Below are 24,362 nucleotides of genomic sequence, written 5' to 3' on the forward strand. Positions count from 1 at the left end.
GGTTCGCCCGAGAGGAGGTCGCCATGGCACCCGAGCCACTGGTCGCACTCGGGCAACGGGGTGCACCCGAGCCGCTGCTCCGACGGCTCGTCGGCGCGATCCTGCGCACCCGACGCGAGGCGCAGAGCAGGACGCTGCGCGACGTCGCGCTCGCGGCTCGTGTCTCGGTCGCGTACCTCTCCGAGATCGAGCGCGGACGCAAGGAGGCCTCGTCCGAGGTGCTCGTCGCGGTGTGCCGAGCGCTCGGGATGCGCCTGGTCGACCTCCTCGCGGAGGCCCACGACGAGCTCGTGGGACGCGCGGAGGTCGTCGACCTGACCGCCCGCGCGTCCCGACCCGGCTCCGTCCGACCGGTCTCCGTCCGATCCGGCTCCGTCGGACCCGATCGCGGCACCGACGTCGCCAGCGGTGCCGCGACCGCGGTCGACGGGGGAGCGTCACGCTGGACGCCCGGCGGTCAGGCGGTCCTGCGCGCCGCCTGAGGCGGCAGGTCGCCCTTTAGCGTGCGCACGACGTCGTCCACCAGGCCGTAGGCCACCGCCTCGCGCGCGTCGAAGATGAGGTCGCGGTCGGTGTCCAGCCGCAGCTTCTCGACCGGGTGCCCGGTGTGCCGGGACAGGATCTCCTCGACCTCGGCGCGCAGTCGCAGCACCTCGCGCGCCTGGATCTCGAGGTCCGCGGCCGTGCCCTCCGCCCCGCCCGAGGGCTGGTGCAGCAAGATCCGCGCGTGCTCGAGTGCGAACCGCTTGCCCGGCGCGCCCGCCGCGAGCAGCACGGCCGCCGCCGACGCGGCCTGACCCATGCAGAACGTCGAGACCTCCGGCCGGATGAACTGCATGGTGTCGTAGATCGCCATCAGCGCCGTGAGGGAGCCCCCGGGGAGTTGATGTAGAGGCTGATGTCCGCGTCGGTGTTCGCCGACTGCAGGTGCAGCAGCTGCGCGATCGTCACGTTCGCGACGTCGTCGTCGATCTCGGTGCCGAGGAAGATGATCCGCTCGGACAGCAGCCGGCTGAACACGTCGGCCGCGCGCTCTCCCGTCGGTCGCTGCTCCACGACCACCGGGACCGTGTAGTGGCCGGCCATCACAGACCGACCTTCTGCTGGTGAGCGTCGGGGCGGACGTCGTCCAGCCGGGTGACGACGCGGTCCACGAAGCCGTACTCCTTCGCCTCGGCGGCGGTGAACCAGCGGTCGCGATCGCTGTCCCGCTCGATCGTCTCCACGCTCTGGCCGGTGTGCTCCGCGATGAGCGACTGCATCGTCGTCTTGACGTGTGCCATGTTCTGCGCCTGGATCGCGATGTCCACCGCCGTGCCGCCCAGTCCGCCCGACGGCTGGTGCATCAGGACACGGGTGTGCTCGAGGGCGAACCGCTTGCCGGGCGTCCCCGCGCTCAGCAGGAACTGCGCGGCACTCGCGACGAGCCCCATGCCGAGGGTCGAGACGTCGTTCGGGATGAGCCGCATCGTGTCGTAGACCGCGAGCGCCGCACTGACCGAGCCGCCTGGGGAGTTGAGGTAGAGCGCGATGTCGCGGCGAGGGTCCTCCGCGGAGAGCAGCAGCAGCTGCGCGCAGATGCGGTTCGCGATCGCGTCGTCGACCTCCGCGCCGAGGACGATGATGCGCTGGTGCAGCAGGCGGGTCGCGAGCTGGTCGTCGAACGGGGACGGCGGAGGTGCCTGGGCGGTGCGAGCGAGCGGCGGGGCGGTCAGGTCCCGTCCGGTGGTGACTCGGGTGCTGGCGGTGGTGCTCATCGCGGTGTCCTCTCACGGTGTGTCGCTGACCTGACCACCGTCACCCCTCGGTGCGGCCGGAGCGGCTGGGGTCTGCCGTCGGCGGATCTGCTGACGGCAGACGGCACTCGGCACTCGGCACTCGGCACTCGTCCGGCGACGACCTCGATGGCGTCCCCGTCGAGGTCGCGTTCCGGCCGTCGGTCCCGCGCAGGCTGAGGCGGCCGCGCGACCCGAAGATAAGGCTTCTGCCGATGTCCTGGGGCACCTTAGGCGCGCACTCTCGAACACGTCGGAATGGTCGAGATCGCAAGGAAGAGACGATGGTGCACCTCTACACCCCGGAGTTCATCGAGGCCGAGCAGTCCTACCGGCTGGAGGGGTTCCGCCGCTGGTCACGTCATCGCGGCGGGGTCGACGGGGACGTCGTTGCGGCGCCCGTCGTGCCCGATGACGGGTGCCGCCAGGAGGTCGGCCTGCCGTCGCGCCGTCGGTCGTCACGGCCGCGTCGATGGCGTCGGCGACGTTCCACACCGTGCCTGCCGGCCTGATGTCGCCGATGTCGGAGGGCGGCTCGATGATGGGGTGCGTGACCTCCGACACCCGCGGCGGCCCGCTCGTCGGGCGTGAGGACGAGCTGAGCGAGCTCTGCGAGCTGCTCGGGGTCGACGAGGCCGTGCACGGTTCCGGATCCGTGCTGCTCGGCGGGGATGCCGGGGTCGGCAAGACGCGACTCGTGCAGGCCCTGCGCGAGCGCGCCGCAGCGACCGGTCGGAGTGATGTCGTCGGACACTGCCTCGACTTCGGCGACAGCGCCCTGCCCTACCTCCCCTTCAGCGAGATCTTCGGCCGGCTCCTTGCCGAGATCCCTGACGTCGTGGGTCCCGTCGTGGCCGCCCACCCCTCGATCAACCGACTCCTGCCGGGCCAGCGGGTCCGCTCGGGTGTCGGGATCGTCCCGTCGACGACAGACCACGACGACCGCCTCCGTGGCGATCGGGCTGCGCAGGCGCAGTCGAGCCGCGCCGATCTCTTCGAGTCCGTCCACGCGGTCCTCGAGGAGCTGGCGGAACGACAGCCGCTCCTTGTCGTCGTCGAGGACGTTCACTGGGCCGACCAGGCAAGCCGCGAGCTGATCTCGTTCCTCTTCTCGAGACCGTTCGAGGCACCTGTCGCGCTCGTCGTGACGTACCGCAGCGACGACGTCCATCGTCGGCACCCTCTGCGGTCCGCCATCGCCGAGTGGTCCAGGCTCACGACGGTGCACCGCCTCCACCTCGCCCCTCTCAGCGAGGGCGAGGTCCGCACGCTCATCCAGACTCTCCACCCGCTGCCGCTGCCGGAACGCGACATCCAGGCGATCGTCTCCCGTGCCGAGGGGAACGCGTTCTTCACCGAGGAGCTGGTCCTCGCGACCCAGATGGGGACTCGGGCCCTGCCCAACGACCTGGCGGACCTCCTCCTCGTCGAGCTCGACCACCTCGACGAGCGCAGCAGAACCGTCGTCCGGGCGGCAGCCGCCGCCGGTCGTCAGGTCACGCACCAGCTCCTCTCGCGAGTCGTCTCGGTCCCCGCGCCGGACCTCGACCTCGCCCTCCGGCAGGCGGTCGAGTCGCACATCCTGGTCCTCTCGCACGACGACAGCTACGCGTTTCGCCACGCCCTGCTCGCCGAGGCGATCTACGACGACCTCCTCCCCGGGGAGCGGGTCCGGCTCCACGCGGCCTACGTCAGTGTGCTGAGGTCCGGCGAGGTCCCGGGGACGGCGGCGGAGCTCGCCCGACACGCTCGGGCTGCGCGGGACGCCCCGACTGCGATCCGCGCGAGCATCGAGGCAGGCGACGACGCGATGGCGGTCGGCGCCCCCGAGGAGGCGGCCCGGCACTACGAGATCGCGCTCGAGCTGCTGGCCCGGGCCGTGCCGCAGGCGGGCGGTGGGGCCGCCGCGGGCGGATCGGTGCGGGCGGTCGGGCCCGTCGAGGTCGACGACGCCGACAGTGGCGAGCACGCGATCGTCGGGCTCGTGCTCAAGGCAAGTGACGCCTTGATCGCCTCGGGTGATCCCTACCGTTCCGTGAAGCTCATCGCCGACCACCTCGGCATGCTGTCGCCTGAGGCCGACCCGTCAGCACGCGTGCGCCTCCTCGTCGGACTCGCGGCCGGGACGTTCCTCACGGAGACCGACCTGGATCCGCTGGAGCTCACCGGCGAAGCGATGTCCCTCGTCCCGGACGTCCCTCCGAGTCCGCTTCGGGCCGAGGTCCTGTCCGTCCATGCCAAGGCGACGATCCATCGCCTCGGCGGCCAGGACGCGGCGCGCTTCGCCACCCAGGCCCACGACATGGCGCTCAGTCTGGGCCTGCCACGGGTTGCCGCAGAAGCGACGTTGACCCTCGCCCAGATCGACAACCTCACCGGTGACGCCGACGCGGCCCGCTCCCGCTTGGAGCGTGTCGTCGCGCAGGCCAGAGCCGACGGCGACGTCACGGCAGAGCTGCGCGGACTGGACCAGATCGGCCGGCTGCACTTCGGCCAGGGAGAGTTCCCCGAAGCGCTCGCGGTCTGCCAGGCGGCCGATCGCCGGGCCCGGGAGAGCGGGCGACCCTGGACTCCCTACGGGGTCGATGCGCGTGCGATCTCTGCCATCACCGCCTACACGATCGGCGACTGGGACGCGGCACTGCGTACCGTCGACGTCTCCGGTCAGTCGCCGCCACCGATGGCCGAGGCGCTCCTTGCCGCGGTCAAGCTCAGCGTCCTGGCAGGGCGGCGTGATCCCGGGGCGCCCGAGCTCGTGGAGATCACCCGTGCCTGGTGGGGTCGCGACGGGATGACGGCCCTGCTCGCGGGTGGAGCAGCGATCGACGTCCGCGGCGACCGTCACGAGATCGATGACGCCGTCGCCGTCCACGACGACGTCATCGGGAACCTCCGGCGCCTGTGGCAGGGGTCGACGATCTGGGTCCAGGTCCGCCTCAGTGCGCTCGTCCTGGGGCAGCTCGCCAACCACGCCCCGCGCGTTGCCCGATCGGAGCTCGCCGCACTCGGGTCCTCCGGCGCGAGGTTCGTCGCCGCCGCTGCGGACGTCTGGGACCACCAGTCGATGACCGGACCGGCACGGGTCGAGGTTCGTGCGTGGCGAGCGCGTGTCCTCGCCGAGCATCTCCGGTTGCGCTGGTTGACCGACGTCGACGCCCCGGCGGAGGACGACCTGGTCCGTGCCTGGCGGGAGAGCGTTGCGGCCTTCGAGGAGTGGGGCGACGTCTACGAGCTGGCCCGGTCACGAGCCCGCCTCGCCGTCGTCCTGCGGGCGGCCGGTGACGCGGACGAGGCGCGCACTCTCGCCGACGCCGCACGGGCCACGGCGCGCACGCTCGGGGCCGAGACACTGCTGGCCGAGCTGCGCGGCCTCGGCGGTCCGGCACGCACCACGTCCGCACGTGTCGCCACCACCAGTGCCCTCACCCCCCGCGAGCGCGAGATCCTCGGTCTCGTGGCCCAAGGGCGATCGAACGCCGAGATCGGCCGCCGGCTCTTCATCAGCGCCAAGACGGTGAGCGTCCACATCTCGAACATCATGGCCAAGCTCGGCGCCCGTGGGCGCACCGAGGCGGTGGCCGTGGCTCGCCGCGACGGGGTCCTGTCCGACTGAGGGGTCCCGCCCCTGACCGTGGCCGAGGCGATTCCTGCGGGGGTTCTCCGTCTGGAGCATGGCGGGCACATCAGCACGAACGCGCGCGTCGACGACGCCCTCGTCCGGCGGCGTGCGCAGGGCGACTCGCGCCGCGTGCGCGCACGCCGACCTGACCCTGGTGACCCGATCGGGTCCGGACGTCAACCGGTCGGTCAGGGCAGGATCTCGACGTACCCGTCGCCTCCGTGCACGCGGATCCGCTGCCCGTCGTGAATCAGGCGGGTGGCATCGGCCACGCCGACGACGGCCGGCAAGCCGTACTCCCGGGCGATCACGGCGCCGTGAGTCATCGCGCCGCCCACCTCCGTCACCAGCCCAGCGATCGCGACGAACAGCGGTGACCAGCTCGGGTCGGTGTGGGTGGTCACCAGGATGTCGCCGGCCTCGAGATCGGCCTGAGCCATGTCGAGGATCACGCGGGCGCGGCCGTCGACGATCCCGGTGGAGACCGGCAGGCCGACGAGGGCGCCGGGCGGTACGTCGTCGCGTCGGTACGCCCCGGAGAGGACCTCGCCGTCGGAGGTCAGCACCCGGGGCGGCGTGAGCGCCTGGGATGACCGGAACGCGTCCTTGCGCCGATGGATGAGCTGGTCGTCGACCTGGTGGGAGCGCGCGACGTCGTGGAGCTCGGCGAACGTGAGGAAGAAGATGTCCTCCTTCTCGGTGAGCACGTTCGCCGCCACGAGGCGTTCGGCCTCGCCCAGCAGGGCCTGCTTGTAGATGAGGTAGCGGCTGACGATGTCGTACTTCGGGTACTCCCGGTAACCGATGAAGGTCCGGACCCGCTCGATCATCCGCGTGGTCTCGTCGGCCTTCTGCTCCCCGTCCGGCAGGGCCCGCAGGCGTGACAGGACCTCCTGCTCCTTCCGTCGCGCCTCCTGCTGGCCATGCTCGAAGCGCCGCGCGGCGGCTCCTGGCTCGAAGAGCGCGATGTTGTCGAGGATCAGGGGGACGAGCGTGGTGGGGCGTTCGCTCCAGCGCGGCCTGGTGATGTCGATCTCGCCGACGCAGCGCATGCCGTACCGGTCGAGATAGGCCTCGATGGCGCGTCGTGCTGCGGTCCCACCCGGGAGCGTCGGCAGCTCGTCCAGGAAGCCGTCGTCGTCGACTCGCTCCAGGAACGCCACCACCTCCGGATAGGGCCGGATCGCGTCCGCGACGTCGAGCAGCTCCAGTCCCATCTGCGAGGTGACGTTGCCGGGGGCCGACAGGGTGAGCGTGTCGGCGGCGTTCTTCTCGCCGAGCCACTCCTGCAGGTGATCGTTGAGCCACCACGTGGCTTCCATCCCCGCCATGATCGCCTGCACGCTCGACGGGTCGCTGAGAACCCGCTTGTGCTCCTGGAACGCCTCGAGCAGGAAGTCGAACAGCGCGGGTCCCGTCACCGTCCTGATGTCGCGCCGCAGGGCGGCGATCGAGGCCTGGCTGCGCTCGATCAGCTCGGCGACGAGGGCCGGATCGGTCGCGATCGGGGCAGGTGCACCGCCCGGTGGCGGGGGACCGGGAACCGCATCCGAACGCAACGGGACGAGGTCGCCGCGGCTCAGGATGGTCTCCAGCGCATCCCTGGTCAGCGGGTCGGACCTGCCCACCATCTCCAGGAAGCCGGCACGGCCGGCAGGCGAGGACAGTCGTGGGGTCGCGTCGACGAACAGCCGCCCGCCGGCCTCGAGCATCGGCGCCATGGCAGTCAGCTGCCACATGGAGAGGCCGAGCGGCTTCATGGCGTCGGTCATCATCTGCTGATGGCCGACGGAGAGGTACACGTGTGTCTCCTGGTCGCGGGCCGCCGGCACGGGGAACAGCGTGGTGATCGGGCGGCTCTGCACGATCTGGACGTCGTCGTCGACCAGGCACCACTCGATGTCCTGCGGGCAGCCGACGCGCGCCTCGATCTGCCGTCCGAGGTGCGCGAGCCGCACGGCCTGTGCGTCCGACAGCGTGGGTTGCTCCTGCCGCGACGGGTCGATCGGCAGCTGCTCCGTGCCGCCCCCGGGACGGGCGTGAACGGCGCGATGCTTGGTGGCGATCGCCTTGGAGACGACCTCGCCGTCTCGTACCTGGTAGACGTCCGGGTTCACGAGGCCGGAGACCAGGGCCTCGCCCAGCCCGAAGGTGGCCTCGATGCAGGCAACCTTGCGGTTGCCCGTGACAGGGTCGGCGGTGAACAGGGTCCCGGCCGCGTCCGGGACGACCATCCGCTGCACGACCACGGCCATCTGGACCGCACGATGGTCGATGCCGTTGTGCAGGCGGTAGGTGACCGCGCGCTCGGTGAAGAGCGAGGCCCAGCACCGGCTGACGTGGCGGAGGATCTCCGCGGGCCCGACGACGTTCAGGTAGGTGTCCTGCTGGCCGGCGAACGAGGCCGTGGGGAGGTCCTCCGCCGTCGCGCTGGATCGCACGGCGTAGGCGCCGTCGCCACCGAGCTCGGTGAGCGCGCGCCTGATCGCGGTCGTGAGGTCGTCGGGAATGGCGGCCCCTTCGAGGGCTCGGCGGATCTGCGCGCTGAGCGTGCCGATCGCGTCCCGGTCCTCCGGGTTCAGGCGCGACAGCTGATCGAGCAGCTTGTCGACCGACGACGCCGACGCCATGAGCCGCCCGAACGCGGCCGTCGTCACGCAGAACCCGGCCGGGACGCGGACGCCATCGATCCGCGAGAGCTCACCGAGGTGGGCACCCTTGCCGCCGACGACCGCGACCTGCGACTCGTCGACCTCATGAAGGTTCAGCACGAGCTGCTCGATCATCGCGACACCTGCGAAACGGTCGCGGTCGGTCGCCCGGGACCGGCCACGCGTCGGAGAACGCGCGGTTCGTCAGCACGTCCCTCGTCCGTCGACACCACACCCACGTCGTGCCCCCATCTCCTCATCGGCGCCCTGTCGGCGCCGTGCTCGGGGGCCGATCTTGCGCCACGACCAGGGCCTTGCCGCAAGCCCCCTGTGCGTTGTACGTTGGAGACGGCGGGGGAGTGAGATCCGGGCAACCGTCCGTCGAACAGGCGAGAACCGCAGCGCGTCACGGCCCACCGCGATGGCCCGACGTCGTCAGCGCCGGTCGACGCGGTCCGCCGTCAGTGCCCGAGGAGCCGCAGGGCTGCCGAGTTCAACAGGTACACGACGGCGAGAGTGATCGCCGGGGCGGTGCGCCCGGCGAGGGCGAGCGCCAGTGCGCCCACGCCGAACCATGCGACCTGGAACGTCACGCTCGCGACTCCGTGAAGGGGTATCGAGGCCCTCGGTGCGGCGAACAGTCCCCACGCGACGGCCATGAGGACGGGCGCACCGAGCCCCACGAGCACGCGCAGGACGATCGGGTGCACCAGGGTGAACCCGGCGTAACCGGTCGCGGCAAGCACCGCCAGCTCCAGGACGAACGCGATCGACAAGCTGAGGTAGCGCAGAGACGACATCAGGGTCCTTCGGTCAGTGTGGGAGATGCGATTCCCTCCGTGGCTAATGGCATTAGCCAAACTACGATCGTGAGCCGAGGTCGTCAAGAGGGAGCGTGAGGCCGCCTCGCCCCGCCGGCCCGGCCCGGTCGTTCGCGACGGTCGCGGGTCGGGAAGAATCCGGATGGGGGAGGCGTTCGAGATCCCATGGCACAACCGCAGTCCGAGAGTCGCGCTCACGTCGGAGCTCGAGGCCCAGGTTCGGAGTTGACCGTCTGGGTGGTCGGCGGTCCCACGGCCGTGCTGGAGCTGGGTGGGCTTCGTCTCCTGACAGACCCGACACTCAGCCCGGCAGGGGTGCACGAGAGTGCGCCCGGCAGACCATTGACGAAGACCGAGGCGCCCGCGTTCGACGTCGACGTCATCGGGCCGATCGACGTCGTGCTCCTGTCCCACGACCAGCACGCGGACAACCTCGACCCGGCCGGGCGAGAGTTCCTTGCGAGTGCGCCGCTGACGCTGACGACGGAGAGCGCCGCGCGTCGTCTCGGCGGTACCGCCCACCCTCTCGCCAGCTGGCACGGGATCGTCCTGGACCGACCCGCGGGGGGCACGCTGGAGGTCGTCGCCGTTCCGGCGCGGCACGGGCCGGAGGGATGCGAGCCGTCGACCGGCGAGGTCACCGGGTTCGTCGTGCGCGGCGACGGCCTGCCCACGGTGTACGTCAGCGGTGACAATGCCTCTCTCGAGATCGTTCACGAGATCGCCGACCGGATGGGCGAGATCGATGTCGCACTGGTCTTCGCAGGTGCTGCCCGCACGTCGTTGTTCGACGGCGCGCCGCTGACGTTGACCGGCACGGACGCTGCCGAGGCGGCTCGCCTTCTCGACGCGAGGTGGGTCGTGCCGCTGCACGTGACGGGTTGGGCCCACTTCAGCGAAGGCCCCGACGACGTGCGTGCAGCCTTCGCGGGCGCGAACCTCGCCGATCGGCTGCGGGTCATCGAGCCTGGTGAGATCGCCACCTTCTAGCGGTGCGCCTCGGACGAGCTCGTCGACCAGGACGTGTCCTTCTCGGGGTGGACGTCGGCCCACAGGGGGGTCAGTCGGTGCCCAGGGTTCGGCGCGTGAGCTGGGCGATCCCGGTGGGCAGGTGCGCCGGGTGGGCTCCTGCGGCGTCGGCGCTGCACCGTGACAAGACGCCCGCAGCGGCTCGGACCGCACGGCGCAGCTCGACGGCATCGAGCCCCGCGACGGTCGCCTCGATGCCTGGGGGAGGAGGTCCGGGCTGTCATCGAGAACCTGCGACAGTCCGTGCCAGGGGTAGGAGGTGCGGCGGGCCGCCGCCCACAGCATCCAGATCCGATCGCGAGCCTGGTGCAGGCGCTGGTGCGCCTCCCACAGAGATCCGCGGCGGAGGTACTTGTCTGCGTCCAGCAGAGCACGCCACCCGAGGAACGCCCACTCCCGGACCTGGTCGGCGGACACGTCGTAGGCAGACGGCCCCCTGCTCAGGGCCGGCGGATCTTCCTGCCAGTACAGGGGCACGAAGTCCGGTGCCGCGTCTCCGCGGCGCACCTCGACCTCGGCGATGATCGCGAGGTCCAGCTGGAGGCGGTCGGCGAACTGAACGAAGACCCTCCGGATCGCGAGGTCGGTGCCCTCCGAGCCGCTGAGCAGCACGTCGACCGGGCTGCCCAGACCGGGTAGCGCGGCGACCAGCTGGTCCTCGACCTCGCGGATGACCCGCATGCCAGTGGCCCCGCGCGGCGCGGCCACGCCGATGGCTGCGTCGATGTCCGAGAGCTTGTCGCCCGCGCCTCGGCCGATCGAGCAGCCCACCGACAGGGACGTCACCGCGGAGCTGGACTCGCAGAAGGCCAGCAGGGCGGCGATCGCTGCTCGGTGACGGCTCATCGCCTCGCCGAGCGACGACAGCCATGCGCGATCGCTCGGCATCACGGACTCCTCGCGTGGGGACGAGATCATTCATCTGGCGCAAGGCTAGTTCCGGCTTGCGGCTCGTCGGGCCGGGCTGACCGCCGTGACGCGCGTGGGTCGACTCCGGCCCGGGAAGCCTCACGACGCGAACCTCGAGGACCGGAGGCGGCGTTCACGCGGCGGGGTCTCGTCGGTGGAGAACGACCCACGCGATGCTCATGGCGACCACGACAGTGGCTGCTTGCACGACGACGCCCAGCGCGAGCCCACCGCTGCCGCCTCCGGCGTGGAACAGCTGCGTCCAGCGCATCCAGTAGTGCTCCGGAAGGACCACTGCGACGGCATGCAGCGCGCGCACGTTCTCGATCATCACGGACCCGATGAGGAAGGCCACGCTGATCCCGAGGGCCTCCACAGATCGAGGGAGCAGCAGACCCAGCGCCAAGGCGATGGATCCGAGACTCAGCAAGCAAACGGCGAGGTACGCTCCCGCGCCGAGAGTTGCCCAGGCCGCCGTCGCCGTCGACAGGACGCTGACCCCGCCGCGGTGGTAGGAGTGCCACCCGAACGCCACGGCCCCGGTGAGCACGGCGGCCACCAGGAAGGCAGCGACGACCAGGGCGCTGCAGATCACCAGGGTCCACCACGTGCCGGTGATCACTCGGCGCGGGCTCACGGGCCGCACGTACAGGTAGCGCAGCGTGCCCCAGTCGTGGTCCGCGCCGCCCAGGGTGCTGCCGATGACGGCAACGACCAGGCCGAACAGCACGGGATCCATGAAGTTCAGGCCGGACTCGGCGAAGTTCAGCGCCGAGAGGGTCTCGTCCCCGTGCCCGCCGTGGGTGACCACGGCCAGGACGGGGATCCCGATCAGGACGCCGAGCAGCACCAGGCTGCGCACGCGCAGCAGCTGGGTGGCGATCTCAACGCGCAGCATCGGTCTCTCCCACCAGCTCGAGGAACGTCTCTTCGAGGCTTCGTCTCGAGCGCACGGCCTCGACGCCCACCCCTGCAGCGACGAGCACCTGGTTGAGCTCCTGGGGGGTGTGTCCCGGGGCGGTGACGGAGAGGCGATCGCCTCGTCGCGAAACGGACTCCACGCCCGGCACCGTGCGAAGGGCCGTCTCCGCGCCAGCGAGGTCATCGACCGCGAACTCGTAGGAGCCGTCGCCCAGCAGGTCCTGCAGCCGTCCTCGGGCGAGCACGGTTCCCTTGGTCATGACGACCGCGTGCGTGGCGAGCAGCTCGATCTCGGCCAGGAGATGGCTGGAGATCAGGACGGCGGCGCCGCGCTCGGCGAGTCGGCGGAGGTGCTCGCGCAGCGCACGCACCTCGCCGGGATCGAGTCCGTTGGCGGGCTCGTCCAGGATGAGGAGCTCGGGAGCTCCCATGAGTGCCTGAGCCAGCATCAGCCGCTGGCGCATGCCCATCGAGTAGCTCCTGACCTTGGCGTCCAGCGCTCGGTCGAGGCCGGCCAGGTCGAGGCTCTCCCTCAGTGCCGGCGGAGGCCACGTGCGTCCTCCCGCGGTCCAGAACAGCTCCAGGTTGCGCCGTCCGGTCAGGTGCGGGACGAACCCGGGTCCGTCGATCGCCACTCCGACCCGAGCGAGGACGCCCGCGGCGAGTCGGCTCTGTTCTCCCAGCAGACGGGCCGTTCCACGCTCTGGCCGCGAGAGGCCGACCAGGACCCGCATCGTGGTGGTCTTCCCTGCCCCGTTGGGACCGAGCAGGCCGCAGATCTGCCCGCGTTCCACCTCGAAGGTGACTCCATCGATGGCGCGCCGGCGACCGTAGCTCTTGGTGAGCCCGTGGGCCGCGACGACAGTCGCATCAACCATGGCGTACTCCTCTTCCGGGCATAGGGGTGCGAGCGTCGGCCGACGTCGACGGCCGACGACGGGGTGTGATCAGGCGGTGGCGGCGAGCTTCACACGCGTGTGTGCGTGGTACGCGTGCGTCGCGCGCAAGCCGAGCCATCCGCCGAGCGCTGCGAAGGAGGTGTACACCGCGGCGGCCTCGATGGCGGACGCGAGGATGTCGGGGTCGCCGATCAGCAGGTCGGGGATCTTCAGCGCGAGGCCGGCGGCCACGGACGCGCTTGCGGCGGCCCGCCACGGGTGGTGGCGCAGGTCCAGCCATCGGGTCAGGCGCGGGGCACGGGCGTGGGCCGCTCGCCAGGTCCGCCCGACGGCATCGTGCGCCCGACCGAAGGATGCCCAGCGTCCGGCCAGCGAGCCGGCGACTGCGGCGATGACGTCGAGCACGTCATCGTCGTCGACGCGGTCGGTCAGTCGGGCGGCGTGTGCCGGGGCACGTAGGCCAGCCACGGCCGCGATCGGGACGAGACCGGCGACCGTCGCCAACAACAGCCGCTCGACCACGGGCATCCCGGTGCCGAGGTTGCCCGCCGCCACGACGGCCACCGGCAGAAGCAGGCAGCCCGCCAGCGCGAGGTTGCGCCCCGCGAGCTCGGCCGGACGCCCGCTCAGCGGCTCCGCCCGAAGGCGAGGCGCGACGACGACGAGGAATGACGCGATGGCGGCGCAGACAACCGGTACCTGGACCCACAGCTGCATCACCAGGGAGAAGACCGAGTCGCTGGGCCACGCCCGGAGACCGGCGGTCTGCTGCACCGAGAGTGCGGCCGCGACGAGGGCCGCAGCGGCGCCGGCAGCAACGGCGACCGATGCCCGGTGCAGACCGCGTCGCGCGGCGTGGGCGTCGAGCTCTTCCGTCAGCCGGGCCGGCGCACCCGGTCGTTGCGGCGCTCGCCCCGCGGTCGACGCGAACGACCGCTCAGCCCCCCGTCGACGGCCCGCTTCGTCAGGTTCGTGATCGTGTCTCGAAGGTGTCATGGTCTGAATAGTACGCATCCCGTAGTACGCGTCAAGTAGCATCGCCGAACGTATTATGGTGAGCAGGGCCGTCGACACAGGTCCATGGGAAGGGGGCATGATGCACAGCAACGACGCCCAGATGCTGGTGCTCACGGTTCTGGCCGGAGGACCCCTGCACGGGTACGCCATCAACACCGCGATCGAGGAGCTCACCGGAAGTCGACTCGGACCGGGCAGCCTCTACGGGGCGCTGGCGCGGCTCGAGGCGCGCGAGCTGATCCGCGCCGTCGATCAGGAGGTCACCGACCGCCACCGGACCGTGGTCATCACCGACGCCGGCCGCGATCAGCTCAGCGCGGAGCTGCGCCAGATGGCACGGGTGTCGGCCGCGGGACTGCGAGCTCTGGGGGTGGCGCCGGCATGAGCGCGACCACGTTCCTGATCGAGCTGTTCCCGCCGGCTGTGCGTGACCGATGGGGCGCGGACCTTCGTCGGGAGATAGACGCGTCGGGGGTCCGATCGTGGCCGGACACCCTTGTCGGAGCGGCCCGGCTCTGGCTACACCCCAGCGACTGGCCCGAGGGTCGCGGCGGCGAGACCCGCCGCGTCTTGACCGTGATGCTGTTTGCCATCACGGCGGCCACGGTGCTGGTGTTGCGTACCGTCGCGCCGTCGTCAGTCCTGACGGCCAGTCCTCGCCACCCCGCCACCAGCCTGTGGCTCGTGCCCCTGCTGGTCGGTCTTGCCCTGGCCGTGCCACTGCCACCGCTGCAGCGCGACCGGCTCCGCCTCCTGGTCGCCACGGCTACACGCACCCTGATCGCACCTGCTGCGGCCGTCCTGGTCCTGTTCGCGCTCGCGTGGAGTGGCTTTGCCGGTCACCTCACCGGGGGTGCCAACGTCGCCCTGGTCGCCTACTACTGGCTGACTCTCGGTTTCGTCGCGTGTCGGATCTGCGTCCTGATCGCCCGCACCGCCCGGATCGTCACGTTGCCCAGCATCCGACGACTGTCGATCGCGCTTCTCCTCATCGGGGCAGGGCTGAGCCTGGCCTCCGGCCAGGCCCTCCTCGCTGCCGCGGCACGCGGAGTCGATCTGACCTGGCTCGCGCAGGTCCTCGCGCTGGGTGTTCTGGCGCTCACGGCGCTCAGCGCCGGACGAGACACGCGCCGAACCGCGGCATAGCCGACCAGACACCTGCTGCGCCCTCGTTCGCGGCGAGCTCGTCCCCCTCGTGGCAACCGACGGCTGCGGCCCCAGTCTCGGGTAGCCGTAGCCGTGCAGTGCTGACCACCGGGGTTCTGGGGAAGGCGTCGGCGAGTCAGCTGCCGGCGGTGGCCTTGCCGATCCTGGTTGCGATGCCGTCGAGGAGGCAGTCGAGACCGAACTCGAAGCGGGCCGTGTCGTCCTCGGGCGGTGCGCTGGAGTGGACGTAGCGCCCGTAGGTGGGGTAGTCGCCGGTCGCGAGGAGCCAGTCCAGGCGCGCTGCGTTCGCGTCCTTCGCGTCGTCCTCGGACGCCCACCCCTCAGGGCTGCGTAGACGGCTTCGGGTGACCTCGTCGTGGGCGCTGGCGCGGGTGTAGGCGGTCACGGCGGCGGCGATGGCAGCCATCTGGTCAGTGGTGAGCCCGAGGCCGTCGAGGGCGGTGAGGTTCTGCTCGGCGACGGCAAGGAGCGCTGGGGTGGTGGCGAACAGTATTCGGCCGGGGAGATCGGTTATCCAGGGGTGGCGCAGGATCACGCTGTGGAACCGCATGGCGGACGCCCGGAGGACGGACCGCCAGTCGCCGCGGGGATTCTCGAGGAGCACGCCCTTGCGGACGGTGTCGAGCATCAGTTCCAGCACCTCGTCCTTGCCCGAGACGTACCGGTAGCAGGCCATCGCGGAGACGCCGAGCTCGTCGGCCAGACGGCGCATCGAGACTGACGCGATGCCGTCGGCGTCGGCGATGCGCAGCGCAGCGTCGGCGATCGTGCCATGGGTGAGCGTGGGTCGCTGGGTCGCGTGCGCCTGCGCGACCCGCTCCCAGAGAGGCGGCGCAGCTGCTGGCGGGGCGTCCGTCTTCTGCCGGTTCACGAGTACGACGTTATCAGTTGTGTACAGCGTAAACTCTCTATTACGCTGTAAACCATGTCGGATCTGAGAGGACGTACCTCCGCATCCCGAGAAGGGGCGGCAGGACGTGCCCCCAACCGTTGGCGGGCGCTGGCGGCATGCCTGGTCGCCGGGTTCATGACGCTGCTCGATGTGAGCATCGTGAACGTCGCTCTCCCCTCGATGCAGAGCGGGCTGCACGCCGGGCCGGCGGACGTGTCCTGGGTGCGGGCCGGCTACACGCTGACCTTCGGCCTGGTCCTGATCCCCGGCGGAAAGCTCGGCGACGCCGCCGGGCGCAAGCGCATGTTCCTGGCCGGCGTGGCGATGTTCACCGCCGTCAGCGCGCTGTGCGCCGTGTCACCGGATCCTTCCTGGCTCGTCGTCGCCCGCTTGCTTCAGGGGGTGGCGGGCGGGCTGCTCAACCCGCAGATCATCGGGCTGATCCAGTACCTGTTCGGTGGGCCCGAACGCGGCAGAGCGTTCGGGCTCTACGGGGCGACGGTCGCGATCGCTACTGCCGTCGGCCCTCTGGTCGGGGGTCTGCTCATCGCGGCGGGCGGCTGGCGTTGGGTCTTCCTCGTCAACGTGCCCATCGGTCTGCTCGCCCTCGGACTGGGTGTTCGGCTCCTCCCCGCAACCCCCGCACGTCGACACGGCGACGGAGTCGACGTGGTGGGCGTGGTGCTGCTCGGGGGGGCGGCATCGCCTCGATCATGCTTCCCCTGATCGAGCAGGAGCAGTCGACCGAGACGGCGAACCGGTGGCCGCTCGGCCTCGCGATGGTGCTGCTCGGTGGCTTCGTCGGGTGGGAGCGGCGTCGGCAGCGCGCCGGGAAGGAGTCGCTGATCCATCTGCACCTGCTCCGCTCCCGCGCGTTCGCCCTGAGCGGCGCCGTCGGGCTGGCCTTCTTCGCCGGTTACCCCGGCCTGCTCTTCATCCTGTCGCTCTACCTTCAGCAGGGTCTGGGGTACTCGGCCCTGGGGGCAGGTGCGGCGGGGCTGCCCGTCGCGGTCGGATCGGCGATCAGCGCCTTGGCGAGTGGAGGCGCCGTGTATCGCATGGGGCGCCTGATGGTCCTCCTCGGCCTCGCCGCCGCCGCGCTCGGGCTGGTCGCCACCGCGCTGATCATCCGTACCGATCCGCACGGCACCATCTGGCTCGACCTCCTCGTCCCCCTGCTCGTCGCCGGCCTCGGCAGCGGTCTGGTGATCGGCCCCAACCAGACCCTCGCGCTCCAGCACGTCGCCCCAGCCTTCGGCGGAACCGCCGCGGCGATGCTCCAGACCGCTCAGCGGATCGGGATGTCCATCGGCACCGCCGTCGTCGCCACCCTCCTCTTCGGTCGGCTGAGCGTCGCCCGCGGCGGTTACTCGACGGCCGCCAGCACGAGCCTCTTCGGCGCTGCAGCGATGGCGGCGGTTGCCCTCGTCATTGCTGCTGTGGACCTCGCTGTCAACCGCCGCCCGCACGACGGCGAGATGTCGAACGCGGCGGCAGCGTCCCGTGACGAGTCGGTGCCCGACGTCGCCCGGTGACGCATCTCCCGGTGACGCACTCCGGTGCTGGCGGTCAGTGCGGTGCGTGCTCGGCTGCGGCGATCAGGTCGTGGAGGACCTCGGGGTACAGCGTGCGCAGCTTGCGGTGGACGACTCGCCCGAGCAGTGTCGCCCGCCAGTCGGCCGCCCAGTGGATGTGGGTGCCGCCGTCGGTGGGGGTGAGGGTCACCCGTGCGACGTACTCGCGAACCGGGAGGCCGCCGACGACGGTGTAGCTCAGGTCGTGCGGTGCGTGGAGCTCGGTGATCTGTTCGCGGGTGATCGTGCGCCCGTAACGCATCCAGCGCACGGCACCGGCCCCGCGGCGGTTGTCGTCGCGATACCCGCTCTCGTCCCACGGGCCCCAGACGTGGTAGGTCGTGGCGTCTGCGATGAGCGCCCACACGTCCTCGGGAGAGGCCTGCGTCGTTCCCGACGCCTCGACATGCAACACACCCATCACGCACCACCCGTCTGTACCAACTGGAACATGTACCGGATGGTACGGTCGGGCATGGCTCCATCGCAAGCACGACGCAAGCTGCTGGACGCGGCCGTCGGTCACGCGCTCGACGCCGGGATCGGCGACCTGAGCCTGCGCGAGCTCGCCGCTGCGATAGGCACGAGCCATCGGATGCTGATCTACCACTTCGGCTCGCGCGAGGGCCTGCTGGTCGCGGTCGCTGACGCCGTCGAGCGAGCCGAGCGAGACGCCGTGATGGCCGACGGTCAAGGGCGTGAAGGGGCGTGGCGCACCTGGGAGCGGCTCAGCGACCCGAAGATGTGGCCGCAGGAGCGACTGTTCTTCGAGCTGTACTCGTACGCGCTGCTCGGCCGGCCCGGGACCGACGGGTTCCTGGACGGCATCGTCGAGGACTGGGTCGGCCCCGTGGCCGACGGACTCATGGCGGAGGGCGCCGACGAACGCGACGCGCGCGCCGATGCTCGTCTCGGCCTGGCCGTCGTGCGGGGGCTGCTGCTGGACCTGCTCGCGACCGGCGATCGTGGGGCGGTCGACGAGGCCTACCGCCGCTTCATCGGCCTGGTGCGGCCCGAGGCCTGACCGGCGCCGGTCTACCCGGGTGGCGGTGCGGGTGCCGCCTGGCCAGGCGCGCCGGCGCACATCGAGGTCGGCGTCGTCAGGCGCGGCCCGCGGACGTGGCTCTCGAGAGGCGGGTACGCGCCTCCCGTGCGCGCGACCCGACCTGCTCGAGGACCGTCACGGTGGTGGCCAGGTCCTCGGCGGTGATCCCCTCGACGAGAGGCGCGGTCGTCGACGTCACACGCCGGCGCGTCTCCGTGACGAGGGCAGCACCTCGGGGCGAGAGGTGCCACGAGTCGTCGGTGCGGTGGAGGATCCCCTTGTCCTCGAGGGAGTGCAGTAGGTGGCGACCGGCGGCGGCGTCGACCGCGAGGCCGCCGGTGACGGCGTCGAGGATCGCGGTCTCGTCCGCGCCATGTCGATCGACGAGGGTCAGCGCCACCCACTCCTCGTAGCCCGCCAGCTCCGTCGTGCGGAGGAGCTCGGAGAGCAAGGATCGCAGGGCGTTCTCGGTCGAGCCGAGGGCGGCGGGCAGCGGACGCTGGGGTGACGGGGTCGACATCGGTCCTCCTCGAAGATTGATTGGTGGCGCCAACGATATCCGATCGCCGGAGACACCGCCAGGCGACGCCGTACGCTCGCTGCATGCCTGACGAGCTCCCCGCACGCCTCCGCGGGCTTCCGACCTGGATGGTCAGTCAGGCCGCAGTCCGTTCCCATCGCCTGGTCGTCCACGCCCTGTCAGGTTCGGACGCGCGCGGGCATCACTACCGGCTGCTCGTCGCTCTCCACGAGCAGGGGTCCGCCGACCAGTCGCAGCTCGGACGACGCACAGCGCTCGACCGGAGTGATGTCGCGGTCGCCGTCGACGAGCTCGAGCGCCGTGGCCTGGTGCGTCGGCGGCGCGATCCCGACGACGGCAGGCGCAAGCGGGTCGAGATCACGGACGCAGGGATCTCGTTCCTCACCGAGCTCGACACGGCGATCTCCTCCGCCCAGGACGAGCTGCTTCGGCCGTTGCCGGCCGACCAACGCCAGGTGTTCCTCGAGCTCCTGGGGCGGCTCCAGCCGGACCCTGGCGGCACCGGCGACTGAGAGCGCGGCGGCCGGTTCGAGGGCGCACGTCCGCGCCGGTGTCGCGTGAACCGCCGAACGCGCACATCTCGCAGACGCGTCTGCGTATGCTCGAGGAGGCCGCTACGACATCGGTATCGACGAGCGTCGGCGGCTCACTGACCAGCAGGTTCGTACGGTCCTCCACGAAGGCGTGTGCATGTCCGACACCACTCTCGAGCACCTCGGTGCGAGGTCCGGGCACGCCGTCGAGTTCGGGCGCGATGCGCTGATCGTGTGCGACAACCTCGTACGGATCTACCAGACCGGGACGATCGAGGTGCAGGCCCTGCAGGGGCTCGACCTGCTGGTCGACGCCGGCGAGATGATCGCGGTCGTCGGCGCGTCCGGCTCGGGGAAGTCCACGCTGCTGGCCGTCCTGTCGGGGGTCGACGCACCGACGGCGGGCCGGGTCCGGGTGGGCCCGTGGGACCTCATGGCGATGTCCGGGCGCGAGCGCGTCCAGTACCGCCGCAGCATGGTCGGGTTCGTCTGGCAGCAGGCCGCCAGGAACCTCGTGCCGTACCTGTCGGCCGCGCACAACGTCGAGCTTCCGCTCAGCCTCGCCGGGGCCGGCCGCCGGGAACGCCGGGCACGTCGCGCGGACGTCCTCGAGCTGATGGGCGTCGGGCACTGCGCCGAGCGCCGACCGCGCGAGATGTCGGGCGGCGAGCAGCAGCGGGTCGCCATCGCCGTCGCGCTCGCCACCAACCCGCGGGTGATCCTCGCGGACGAGCCGACGGGTGAGCTCGACACGGCGACGTCCCAGGAGGTCTTCGACGCGCTCCGGGCCGCCAACCGTGACCTGGGGGTGACGGTCGTCGTCGTCACGCACGACCACATGGTGAGCGGCCAGGTCGAGCGCACCGTCGCCATCCGTGACGGACGGACCAGCACCGAGGTGCTGCGTCGGCCGGCCGAGGGGGCCGACGGAACCGGCGGTGGCGCCGATGGCACGGACGTCATCGCGGAGGAGTACGCGGTGATGGACCGGGCCGGGCGCGTCCAGGTCCCCCGGGAGTACCGCGAGGCGCTCGCGCTCACGCGGCGCGTCAAGCTCGCGCTGGAGGCCGACCACGTCAGCGTCCGGCCCGACCGGTCGGTGACGTCGTGAGCGCGTCGGCGGAACCGGCACCGCCGATGGTCTCGGTCCGCGACGTCGACCGCACCTACGGCACGGGCCGCGCGGCCGTGCACGCGCTGCGCGGCGTCTCGTTCGACGTCGCCCCCGGCGAGATGGTCGCGCTCGTCGGCCGCTCGGGCTCCGGGAAGACGACGCTGCTGAACGTCGTCGGCGGTCTGGACCGCGCCGACGCCGGCACCGTCCGGGTCGGCGGCATCGAGGTGACGTCACTCGACGACGCAGGACTCGTGCACCTGCGCCGCGACATGGTCGCGTTCATCTTCCAGACCTTCGGCCTGGTCCCGATCCTGTCGGCGGCCGAGAACGTCGGTATCCCGCTGCGACTGCGATCGCTGCCGGTGGTCGACCGCAACCGCCGCGTCCAGCTTCTCCTGGACCTCGTGGGTCTGGGCGAGCATGCGGACCATCGACCTGACGAGCTGTCCGGTGGTCAGCAGCAGCGGGTGGCGATCGCCCGGGCGCTCGCCGGATCTCCGCGGCTCCTGATCGCGGACGAGCCGACCGGGCAGCTCGACTCGGAGACCGGCCTGGCGGTCATGGCGCTGATCCGGGCCGTCGTGGAGGCCGAGGGAATGACCGCGATCGTCTCGACCCACGACCCGGTCATGATCGGGCTCGCCGATCGTGCGATCCGGATCGTCGACGGCCAGCTCACGGATGTGTGATGACGACCAGCGGTGACCCGGGGTGAGCGGCGCCTGGTGGTTCGTCGTCCGCCGCACCCGCACGCAGCTCGGGGTGCTTGTCGCCGTGCTGGTCGTCCTCGTCGCCGGCACGACGCTCCTGGGTACCTGCGCCCTGCTGCTCACCATCGCTCAGGACGATGCCCTCACCGCGGCGCTGCGGGATGCCGCGCCCGGTGCCGTGGATGTCAGTGCGTCGCTCGGAGTGGTCGGCGGAGACCCGGCCGCGGTCGTCGCCGACGCGACGCACGTGGTCGACACCACGCTCGCGCCGCTCGGCTCGGCGACCTCGACCTGGCTCACCTCGGCGATGGTGTCCGTCCCCGGCAGCGCGGACCAGCCGGACCGGCAGGGGTATCTGGAGAGTGCCACCGACCTCCCTGACCACGCGCGCCTCACGGCAGGGCGGTGGCCGCGCGGACAGCTCGGCGACGGGTCCTGGGAGACCGCGGTGCCGGAGTTCGCAGCTCAGCAGCTCGGGCTCAAGATGGGCAGCCGGGTCGAGCTGCAGGGCATGTCGGGCCGGCAGGTGGGTGGATCCGCGTCGGGCATGAGCGTCGTCGTGGTCGGCACCTTCACCCCGACCGTCGCCGATGCCACCACCTGGAACCGCGACCTGCTCGTCGGCGCGGGGTACGCACCCGCGTGGGAGAAGCCCGGGTCGGAGGGGTGGGTGACGCTGCCGACCTACGGGCCGTTCGTCGTCGACCCGGCAGCGATCCTGGCCGGGCCCGACGGACTCTCTCAGGTCAGCCTCGTCGCCCGGCCCGACCTCACCGATGCGACGGCCGCCGCGCTCAGGACCGTCCGTGCCTCGCTCACCGGTGCGGGCCGGACGCTCGCGACCGCGCTCGGCGACCGGGTCCGCACCTCGAGCATCACCTCCGGGCTGTCAGGGACCCTCGACTCGGCCTGGGCGCAGCAGCGGGCGACCCGCTCGGTGGTCCTCGTGCTCGCCCTCATGGGCACGCTGCTCGCCGGCGCCGCGCTGGGGCTCGCCGGCCTGATCGTCTCGGGGCGCCGGCACGCCGAGACGGGTCTGCTCGTCGCCCGTGGCGCCGGCCGGGCCCAGCGGGTCGCGGCCGCGACGGGGGAGAGCCTCGTGCTCGCTCTCGTCGCGGCCGCGCTCGCGGTGCCGCTCTCGGTCGCGCTCTACCAGGGCGTGACGCGGTTGCCGCTGCTCGAGCACGCGGGAATCACCGGCCACGCCGGCGTGACTGGCGGTCTCGTGGTGAGCGTGCTCGCCGGGTCGCTCTTCCTGGCGTCGATCCTCGTCGTGCCGGCGATCCGCAGCACCGAGCACAAGGGACGGTCGCGGTCGCGCCTGCGCGGGGTCGCGGCACGCTCAGGCGGCGACCTCCTGCTGGTCGGCCTTGCGGCAGTCAGCTACCTGCAGCTCCGCGACCACGCGTCCGACCAGGGTGCAGGCGTCGACCCCGTGCTCGTCGCAGCACCGGTGCTCTGCCTCGTCGCGCTCTCCGTGGCCGCGCTGCGCACAGTCCCGTGGGTCGCCCGCGCGGCCGAGCGGTACGCCCGACGGTCGCGACACCTCGTCGGACCGCTCGCCGCGTGGGAGGTCGCGCGTCGACCGCAGTCGATGGTGGTCGGACTCCTGGTGGTGCTCGGGACGGCGGCCGCGACGTTCGGGGTGTCCTTCGATCGCACCTGGTCGGCCTCGCAGATCGACCAGGCCGACGCGCGGGTCGGCACCGCCCTGTCGGTGAACCTGGCGCCGTTGCCGTCCCTCGCGCAAGGGCACACGCTCGCCGGGGTGACGGTGGGGAAACCGACCCCGGTGACCCACCGGACGATCGGGGTCGGGGCATGGTCCGGCAGCTCGACCGCGGGCGGCTCGGGGGGCACCTGGCTCGTCGGTGTCGACACCACCCGGGCGTCGACCCTGCTCCGGGGACGCCTCCCCGCGGGTGAGACCTGGGCCTCGCTGACCGCGGGTCTGGCTCCGTCGACCCCGGTCGCGGCCGTCCCGATCGCCTCGGACGCCCACGGTGTGCAGCTCGCGATCACGGGGACAGGATCGGCCGGAGGACGACCGATGCGCGTCGTGCCGACCGTGGTCGTCCAGGACGCCTGGGGCGACAGGGCTCCGGTGGTCGGTACCAGCGTGGCCCTCGACGGGCAGCGGCACCTGGTCACCCTGCCGTTCCCGGCGTCTCCCCGGCCGATCGAGGGTGAGCTCACCGTGGTCGGCGTGGACCTGGACGTCAGCATGGAGCCGGGGGTGCATCCGTCGAGCCTGGACCTGTCGAGCGCGCTCGCCGTGACTGCCGAGATCCCGGATGGCGGTCGGCAGGGCTCGTCGAGCGCCGCGGAGTGGACCCTCTCCCTCCCGGCTGCGTCCTTTCCGTCGGTGAGCGCCGCGACGGTGCAGGCCGAGGGCGGGAACGGGGTCACGACCGTCACGACCGAGGCGACCGTTGCGACCTACCTGCTGTCGGTCACGCCCGCGACGATGATGCTCACCCCCTTCGCCGCGCCGGACGAGGTACCGGTCGTCGTCTCCGAGGACCTGGCGCGCGAGACGAACAGCTGGCCCGGCACCGAGCTCGGGCTGACGGTCGGGTCGGCCACGGTGCGCGCCCGAGTGGTCGCGACCGCGCCGTACGTGCCGTCTGCCGTCGGGCGTCCCGCCATCCTGGCCGACGAGGACCTCCTGTCGCGGGCGGTCCTCACCCAGCTCGAGCGCGGGTCCCTGACGGACGCCTGGTGGCTGGGACCGTCGGATGACACCCCCGGGACGGCCGACCGCGTGCGGGCCCTCGGGCTCGGGGAACCCGTCAGTGCCTCGGTGACCGCCGCGAGTCTCGGCTCCGGTCCGCTCCGGGTCGGGATCCGGGCAGCCCTCGGTCTGCTCGTCGTCGCAGCCGTCGTGCTGGCTGTGGCCGGCATGGTGCTGCACACCGTGGCGTCGCTCGAGGCGAGGTCGGTGGAGATCGCACGGCTCCTCGGCATCGGCATCTCGCGGCGTGCAGTCGTGACTGTGCACGCCGTTCAGTACGCCGCGGTGAACCTCCTGGTGGTGGGTGCCGGGGCGGTCGCAGGGGGAGCGGTCGCGGCCGTCGTGGGTCCGTACCTTGCGTTGTCGGAGACCGGACAGGTACCTGTGCCGACGCCGATGCCGGTCATT

The 24,362-nt window shown here is 71.6% G+C and carries 25 protein-coding genes and 1 pseudogene; 13 read left to right on the forward strand and 13 right to left on the reverse strand.

The genetic code is table 11. From position 1 onward, the window contains the following. Positions 1–23: 23 nt before the first annotated feature. Positions 24–482, forward strand: a complete 459-nt coding sequence (locus LJB74_RS14265) for a helix-turn-helix domain-containing protein (protein WP_259309168.1) — start codon at positions 24–26, stop codon at positions 480–482. Here the strand turns inward: LJB74_RS14265 and LJB74_RS20910 are convergent. Both LJB74_RS20910 and LJB74_RS14275 read right to left on the reverse strand, forming a co-directional pair. Continuing rightward, positions 458–1,086, reverse strand: a pseudogene (locus LJB74_RS20910) (ClpP family protease). The gene LJB74_RS14265 and the pseudogene LJB74_RS20910 sit on opposite strands and share 25 nt — an antisense overlap. Beyond that, positions 1,086–1,757, reverse strand: a complete 672-nt coding sequence (locus LJB74_RS14275) for a ClpP family protease (protein ID WP_259309169.1) — start codon at positions 1,755–1,757, stop codon at positions 1,086–1,088. The pseudogene LJB74_RS20910 and the gene LJB74_RS14275 overlap by 1 nt, the downstream one beginning before the upstream one ends. Positions 1,758–2,059: 302 nt before the next feature. On the opposite strand from LJB74_RS14275, the gene LJB74_RS14280 reads away from it, so the two are divergent. Both LJB74_RS14280 and LJB74_RS20660 read left to right on the forward strand, forming a co-directional pair. Continuing rightward, positions 2,060–2,287 (forward strand): hypothetical protein, encoded by a 228-nt coding sequence (locus tag LJB74_RS14280; RefSeq protein WP_259309170.1) that lies wholly within the window; start codon positions 2,060–2,062, stop codon positions 2,285–2,287. 38 nt (positions 2,288–2,325) lie between these two features. Then, entirely contained in the window at positions 2,326–5,388 is a 3,063-nt protein-coding gene (locus LJB74_RS20660; protein ID WP_310650854.1) for an AAA family ATPase, read from the forward strand. Positions 5,389–5,582: 194 nt separating this feature from the next. On the opposite strand, the gene rph is transcribed toward LJB74_RS20660, so the two are convergent. Both rph and LJB74_RS14300 read right to left on the reverse strand, forming a co-directional pair. After that, positions 5,583–8,180, reverse strand: coding sequence for a rifamycin-inactivating phosphotransferase (gene rph / locus LJB74_RS14295; protein ID WP_259309171.1), 2,598 nt, complete (start codon positions 8,178–8,180; stop codon positions 5,583–5,585). 326 nt (positions 8,181–8,506) lie between these two features. Then, the gene (locus LJB74_RS14300; RefSeq protein WP_259309172.1) at positions 8,507–8,845 is read right to left on the reverse strand and encodes a YrdB family protein; all 339 of its coding nucleotides are present in this window, start codon (positions 8,843–8,845) and stop codon (positions 8,507–8,509) included. Positions 8,846–9,091: 246 nt separating this feature from the next. On the opposite strand from LJB74_RS14300, the gene LJB74_RS14305 reads away from it, so the two are divergent. Together LJB74_RS14305 and LJB74_RS14310 are read left to right on the forward strand one after the other, a co-directional pair. After that, positions 9,092–9,856: an MBL fold metallo-hydrolase gene (locus tag LJB74_RS14305; protein ID WP_259309173.1), complete on the forward strand. Its 765-nt coding sequence runs from the start codon at positions 9,092–9,094 to the stop codon at positions 9,854–9,856. 718 nt (positions 9,857–10,574) lie between these two features. Beyond that, the gene (locus LJB74_RS14310) at positions 10,575–10,733 is read left to right on the forward strand and encodes a hypothetical protein (protein ID WP_259309174.1); all 159 of its coding nucleotides are present in this window, start codon (positions 10,575–10,577) and stop codon (positions 10,731–10,733) included. 204 nt (positions 10,734–10,937) lie between these two features. Here LJB74_RS14310 and LJB74_RS14315 read toward each other — a convergent pair whose 3' ends face one another. The 3 genes from LJB74_RS14315 to LJB74_RS14325 all read right to left on the reverse strand — a co-directional run bounded on the left by LJB74_RS14315 (position 10,938) and on the right by LJB74_RS14325 (position 13,620). After that, positions 10,938–11,702, reverse strand: a complete 765-nt coding sequence (locus LJB74_RS14315; RefSeq protein ID WP_259309175.1) for an ABC transporter permease — start codon at positions 11,700–11,702, stop codon at positions 10,938–10,940. Beyond that, positions 11,689–12,603 (reverse strand): ABC transporter ATP-binding protein, encoded by a 915-nt coding sequence (locus LJB74_RS14320; RefSeq protein ID WP_259309176.1) that lies wholly within the window; start codon positions 12,601–12,603, stop codon positions 11,689–11,691. Before LJB74_RS14320 ends, LJB74_RS14315 begins: the two co-directional genes overlap by 14 nt. A 69-nt stretch (positions 12,604–12,672) precedes the next feature. After that, positions 12,673–13,620, reverse strand: coding sequence for a hypothetical protein (locus tag LJB74_RS14325; RefSeq protein WP_259309177.1), 948 nt, complete (start codon positions 13,618–13,620; stop codon positions 12,673–12,675). Positions 13,621–13,720: 100 nt separating this feature from the next. Between LJB74_RS14325 and LJB74_RS14330 the strand changes: the two genes are divergently transcribed. After that, positions 13,721–14,026, forward strand: a complete 306-nt coding sequence (locus LJB74_RS14330; RefSeq protein WP_259309178.1) for a PadR family transcriptional regulator — start codon at positions 13,721–13,723, stop codon at positions 14,024–14,026. After that, on the forward strand, positions 14,023–14,787 hold the full coding sequence (locus LJB74_RS14335; protein WP_259309179.1) for a hypothetical protein: 765 nt from the start codon (positions 14,023–14,025) through the stop codon (positions 14,785–14,787). Before LJB74_RS14330 ends, LJB74_RS14335 begins: the two co-directional genes overlap by 4 nt. Before the next feature lie 136 nt (positions 14,788–14,923). On the opposite strand, the gene LJB74_RS14340 is transcribed toward LJB74_RS14335, so the two are convergent. Beyond that, positions 14,924–15,679: a TetR/AcrR family transcriptional regulator gene (locus LJB74_RS14340; protein ID WP_259309180.1), complete on the reverse strand. Its 756-nt coding sequence runs from the start codon at positions 15,677–15,679 to the stop codon at positions 14,924–14,926. 54 nt (positions 15,680–15,733) lie between these two features. On the opposite strand from LJB74_RS14340, the gene LJB74_RS14345 reads away from it, so the two are divergent. Then, the gene (locus tag LJB74_RS14345) at positions 15,734–16,426 is read left to right on the forward strand and encodes an MFS transporter (protein WP_259309181.1); all 693 of its coding nucleotides are present in this window, start codon (positions 15,734–15,736) and stop codon (positions 16,424–16,426) included. Beyond that, positions 16,414–17,235 carry an MFS transporter gene (locus LJB74_RS14350; RefSeq protein WP_259309182.1) on the forward strand — a complete coding sequence of 274 codons (822 nt, stop codon included), beginning with the start codon at positions 16,414–16,416 and terminating at the stop codon, positions 17,233–17,235. The genes LJB74_RS14345 and LJB74_RS14350 overlap by 13 nt, the downstream gene beginning before the upstream one ends. 34 nt (positions 17,236–17,269) lie before the next feature. Here LJB74_RS14350 and LJB74_RS14355 read toward each other — a convergent pair whose 3' ends face one another. Then, the gene (locus LJB74_RS14355; protein ID WP_259309183.1) at positions 17,270–17,695 is read right to left on the reverse strand and encodes an SRPBCC family protein; all 426 of its coding nucleotides are present in this window, start codon (positions 17,693–17,695) and stop codon (positions 17,270–17,272) included. A gap of 54 nt (positions 17,696–17,749) precedes the next feature. Between LJB74_RS14355 and LJB74_RS14360 the strand changes: the two genes are divergently transcribed. After that, the gene (locus tag LJB74_RS14360) at positions 17,750–18,298 is read left to right on the forward strand and encodes a TetR/AcrR family transcriptional regulator (RefSeq protein WP_259309184.1); all 549 of its coding nucleotides are present in this window, start codon (positions 17,750–17,752) and stop codon (positions 18,296–18,298) included. A gap of 76 nt (positions 18,299–18,374) precedes the next feature. Here LJB74_RS14360 and LJB74_RS14365 read toward each other — a convergent pair whose 3' ends face one another. Continuing rightward, the gene (locus tag LJB74_RS14365; RefSeq protein WP_259309185.1) at positions 18,375–18,839 is read right to left on the reverse strand and encodes a hypothetical protein; all 465 of its coding nucleotides are present in this window, start codon (positions 18,837–18,839) and stop codon (positions 18,375–18,377) included. 83 nt (positions 18,840–18,922) lie between these two features. On the opposite strand from LJB74_RS14365, the gene LJB74_RS14370 reads away from it, so the two are divergent. The 3 genes from LJB74_RS14370 (at position 18,923) to LJB74_RS14380 (ending at position 21,199) form a co-directional block, all read left to right on the forward strand. Further along, positions 18,923–19,372 (forward strand): MarR family winged helix-turn-helix transcriptional regulator, encoded by a 450-nt coding sequence (locus tag LJB74_RS14370; RefSeq protein WP_259309186.1) that lies wholly within the window; start codon positions 18,923–18,925, stop codon positions 19,370–19,372. Positions 19,373–19,550: 178 nt separating this feature from the next. After that, on the forward strand, positions 19,551–20,504 hold the full coding sequence (locus LJB74_RS14375; protein WP_259309187.1) for an ABC transporter ATP-binding protein: 954 nt from the start codon (positions 19,551–19,553) through the stop codon (positions 20,502–20,504). Positions 20,505–20,530: 26 nt separating this feature from the next. Beyond that, positions 20,531–21,199 (forward strand): ABC transporter ATP-binding protein, encoded by a 669-nt coding sequence (locus LJB74_RS14380; protein WP_259310367.1) that lies wholly within the window; start codon positions 20,531–20,533, stop codon positions 21,197–21,199. On the opposite strand, the gene LJB74_RS14385 is transcribed toward LJB74_RS14380, so the two are convergent. From LJB74_RS14385 to LJB74_RS14395, 3 genes are all read right to left on the reverse strand, one after another. Then, positions 21,186–21,467: a hypothetical protein gene (locus LJB74_RS14385; protein ID WP_259309188.1), complete on the reverse strand. Its 282-nt coding sequence runs from the start codon at positions 21,465–21,467 to the stop codon at positions 21,186–21,188. The genes LJB74_RS14380 and LJB74_RS14385 overlap by 14 nt on opposite strands. 494 nt (positions 21,468–21,961) lie before the next feature. Beyond that, on the reverse strand, positions 21,962–22,180 hold the full coding sequence (locus LJB74_RS14390; RefSeq protein WP_259309189.1) for a hypothetical protein: 219 nt from the start codon (positions 22,178–22,180) through the stop codon (positions 21,962–21,964). A gap of 1,479 nt (positions 22,181–23,659) precedes the next feature. After that, entirely contained in the window at positions 23,660–23,869 is a 210-nt protein-coding gene (locus LJB74_RS14395; RefSeq protein ID WP_259309190.1) for a hypothetical protein, read from the reverse strand. Positions 23,870–24,362: the final 493 nt, after the last annotated feature.

Source organism: Cellulomonas sp. P24 (assembly GCF_024704385.1).
Lineage (GTDB): Bacteria > Actinomycetota > Actinomycetes > Actinomycetales > Cellulomonadaceae > JAJDFX01.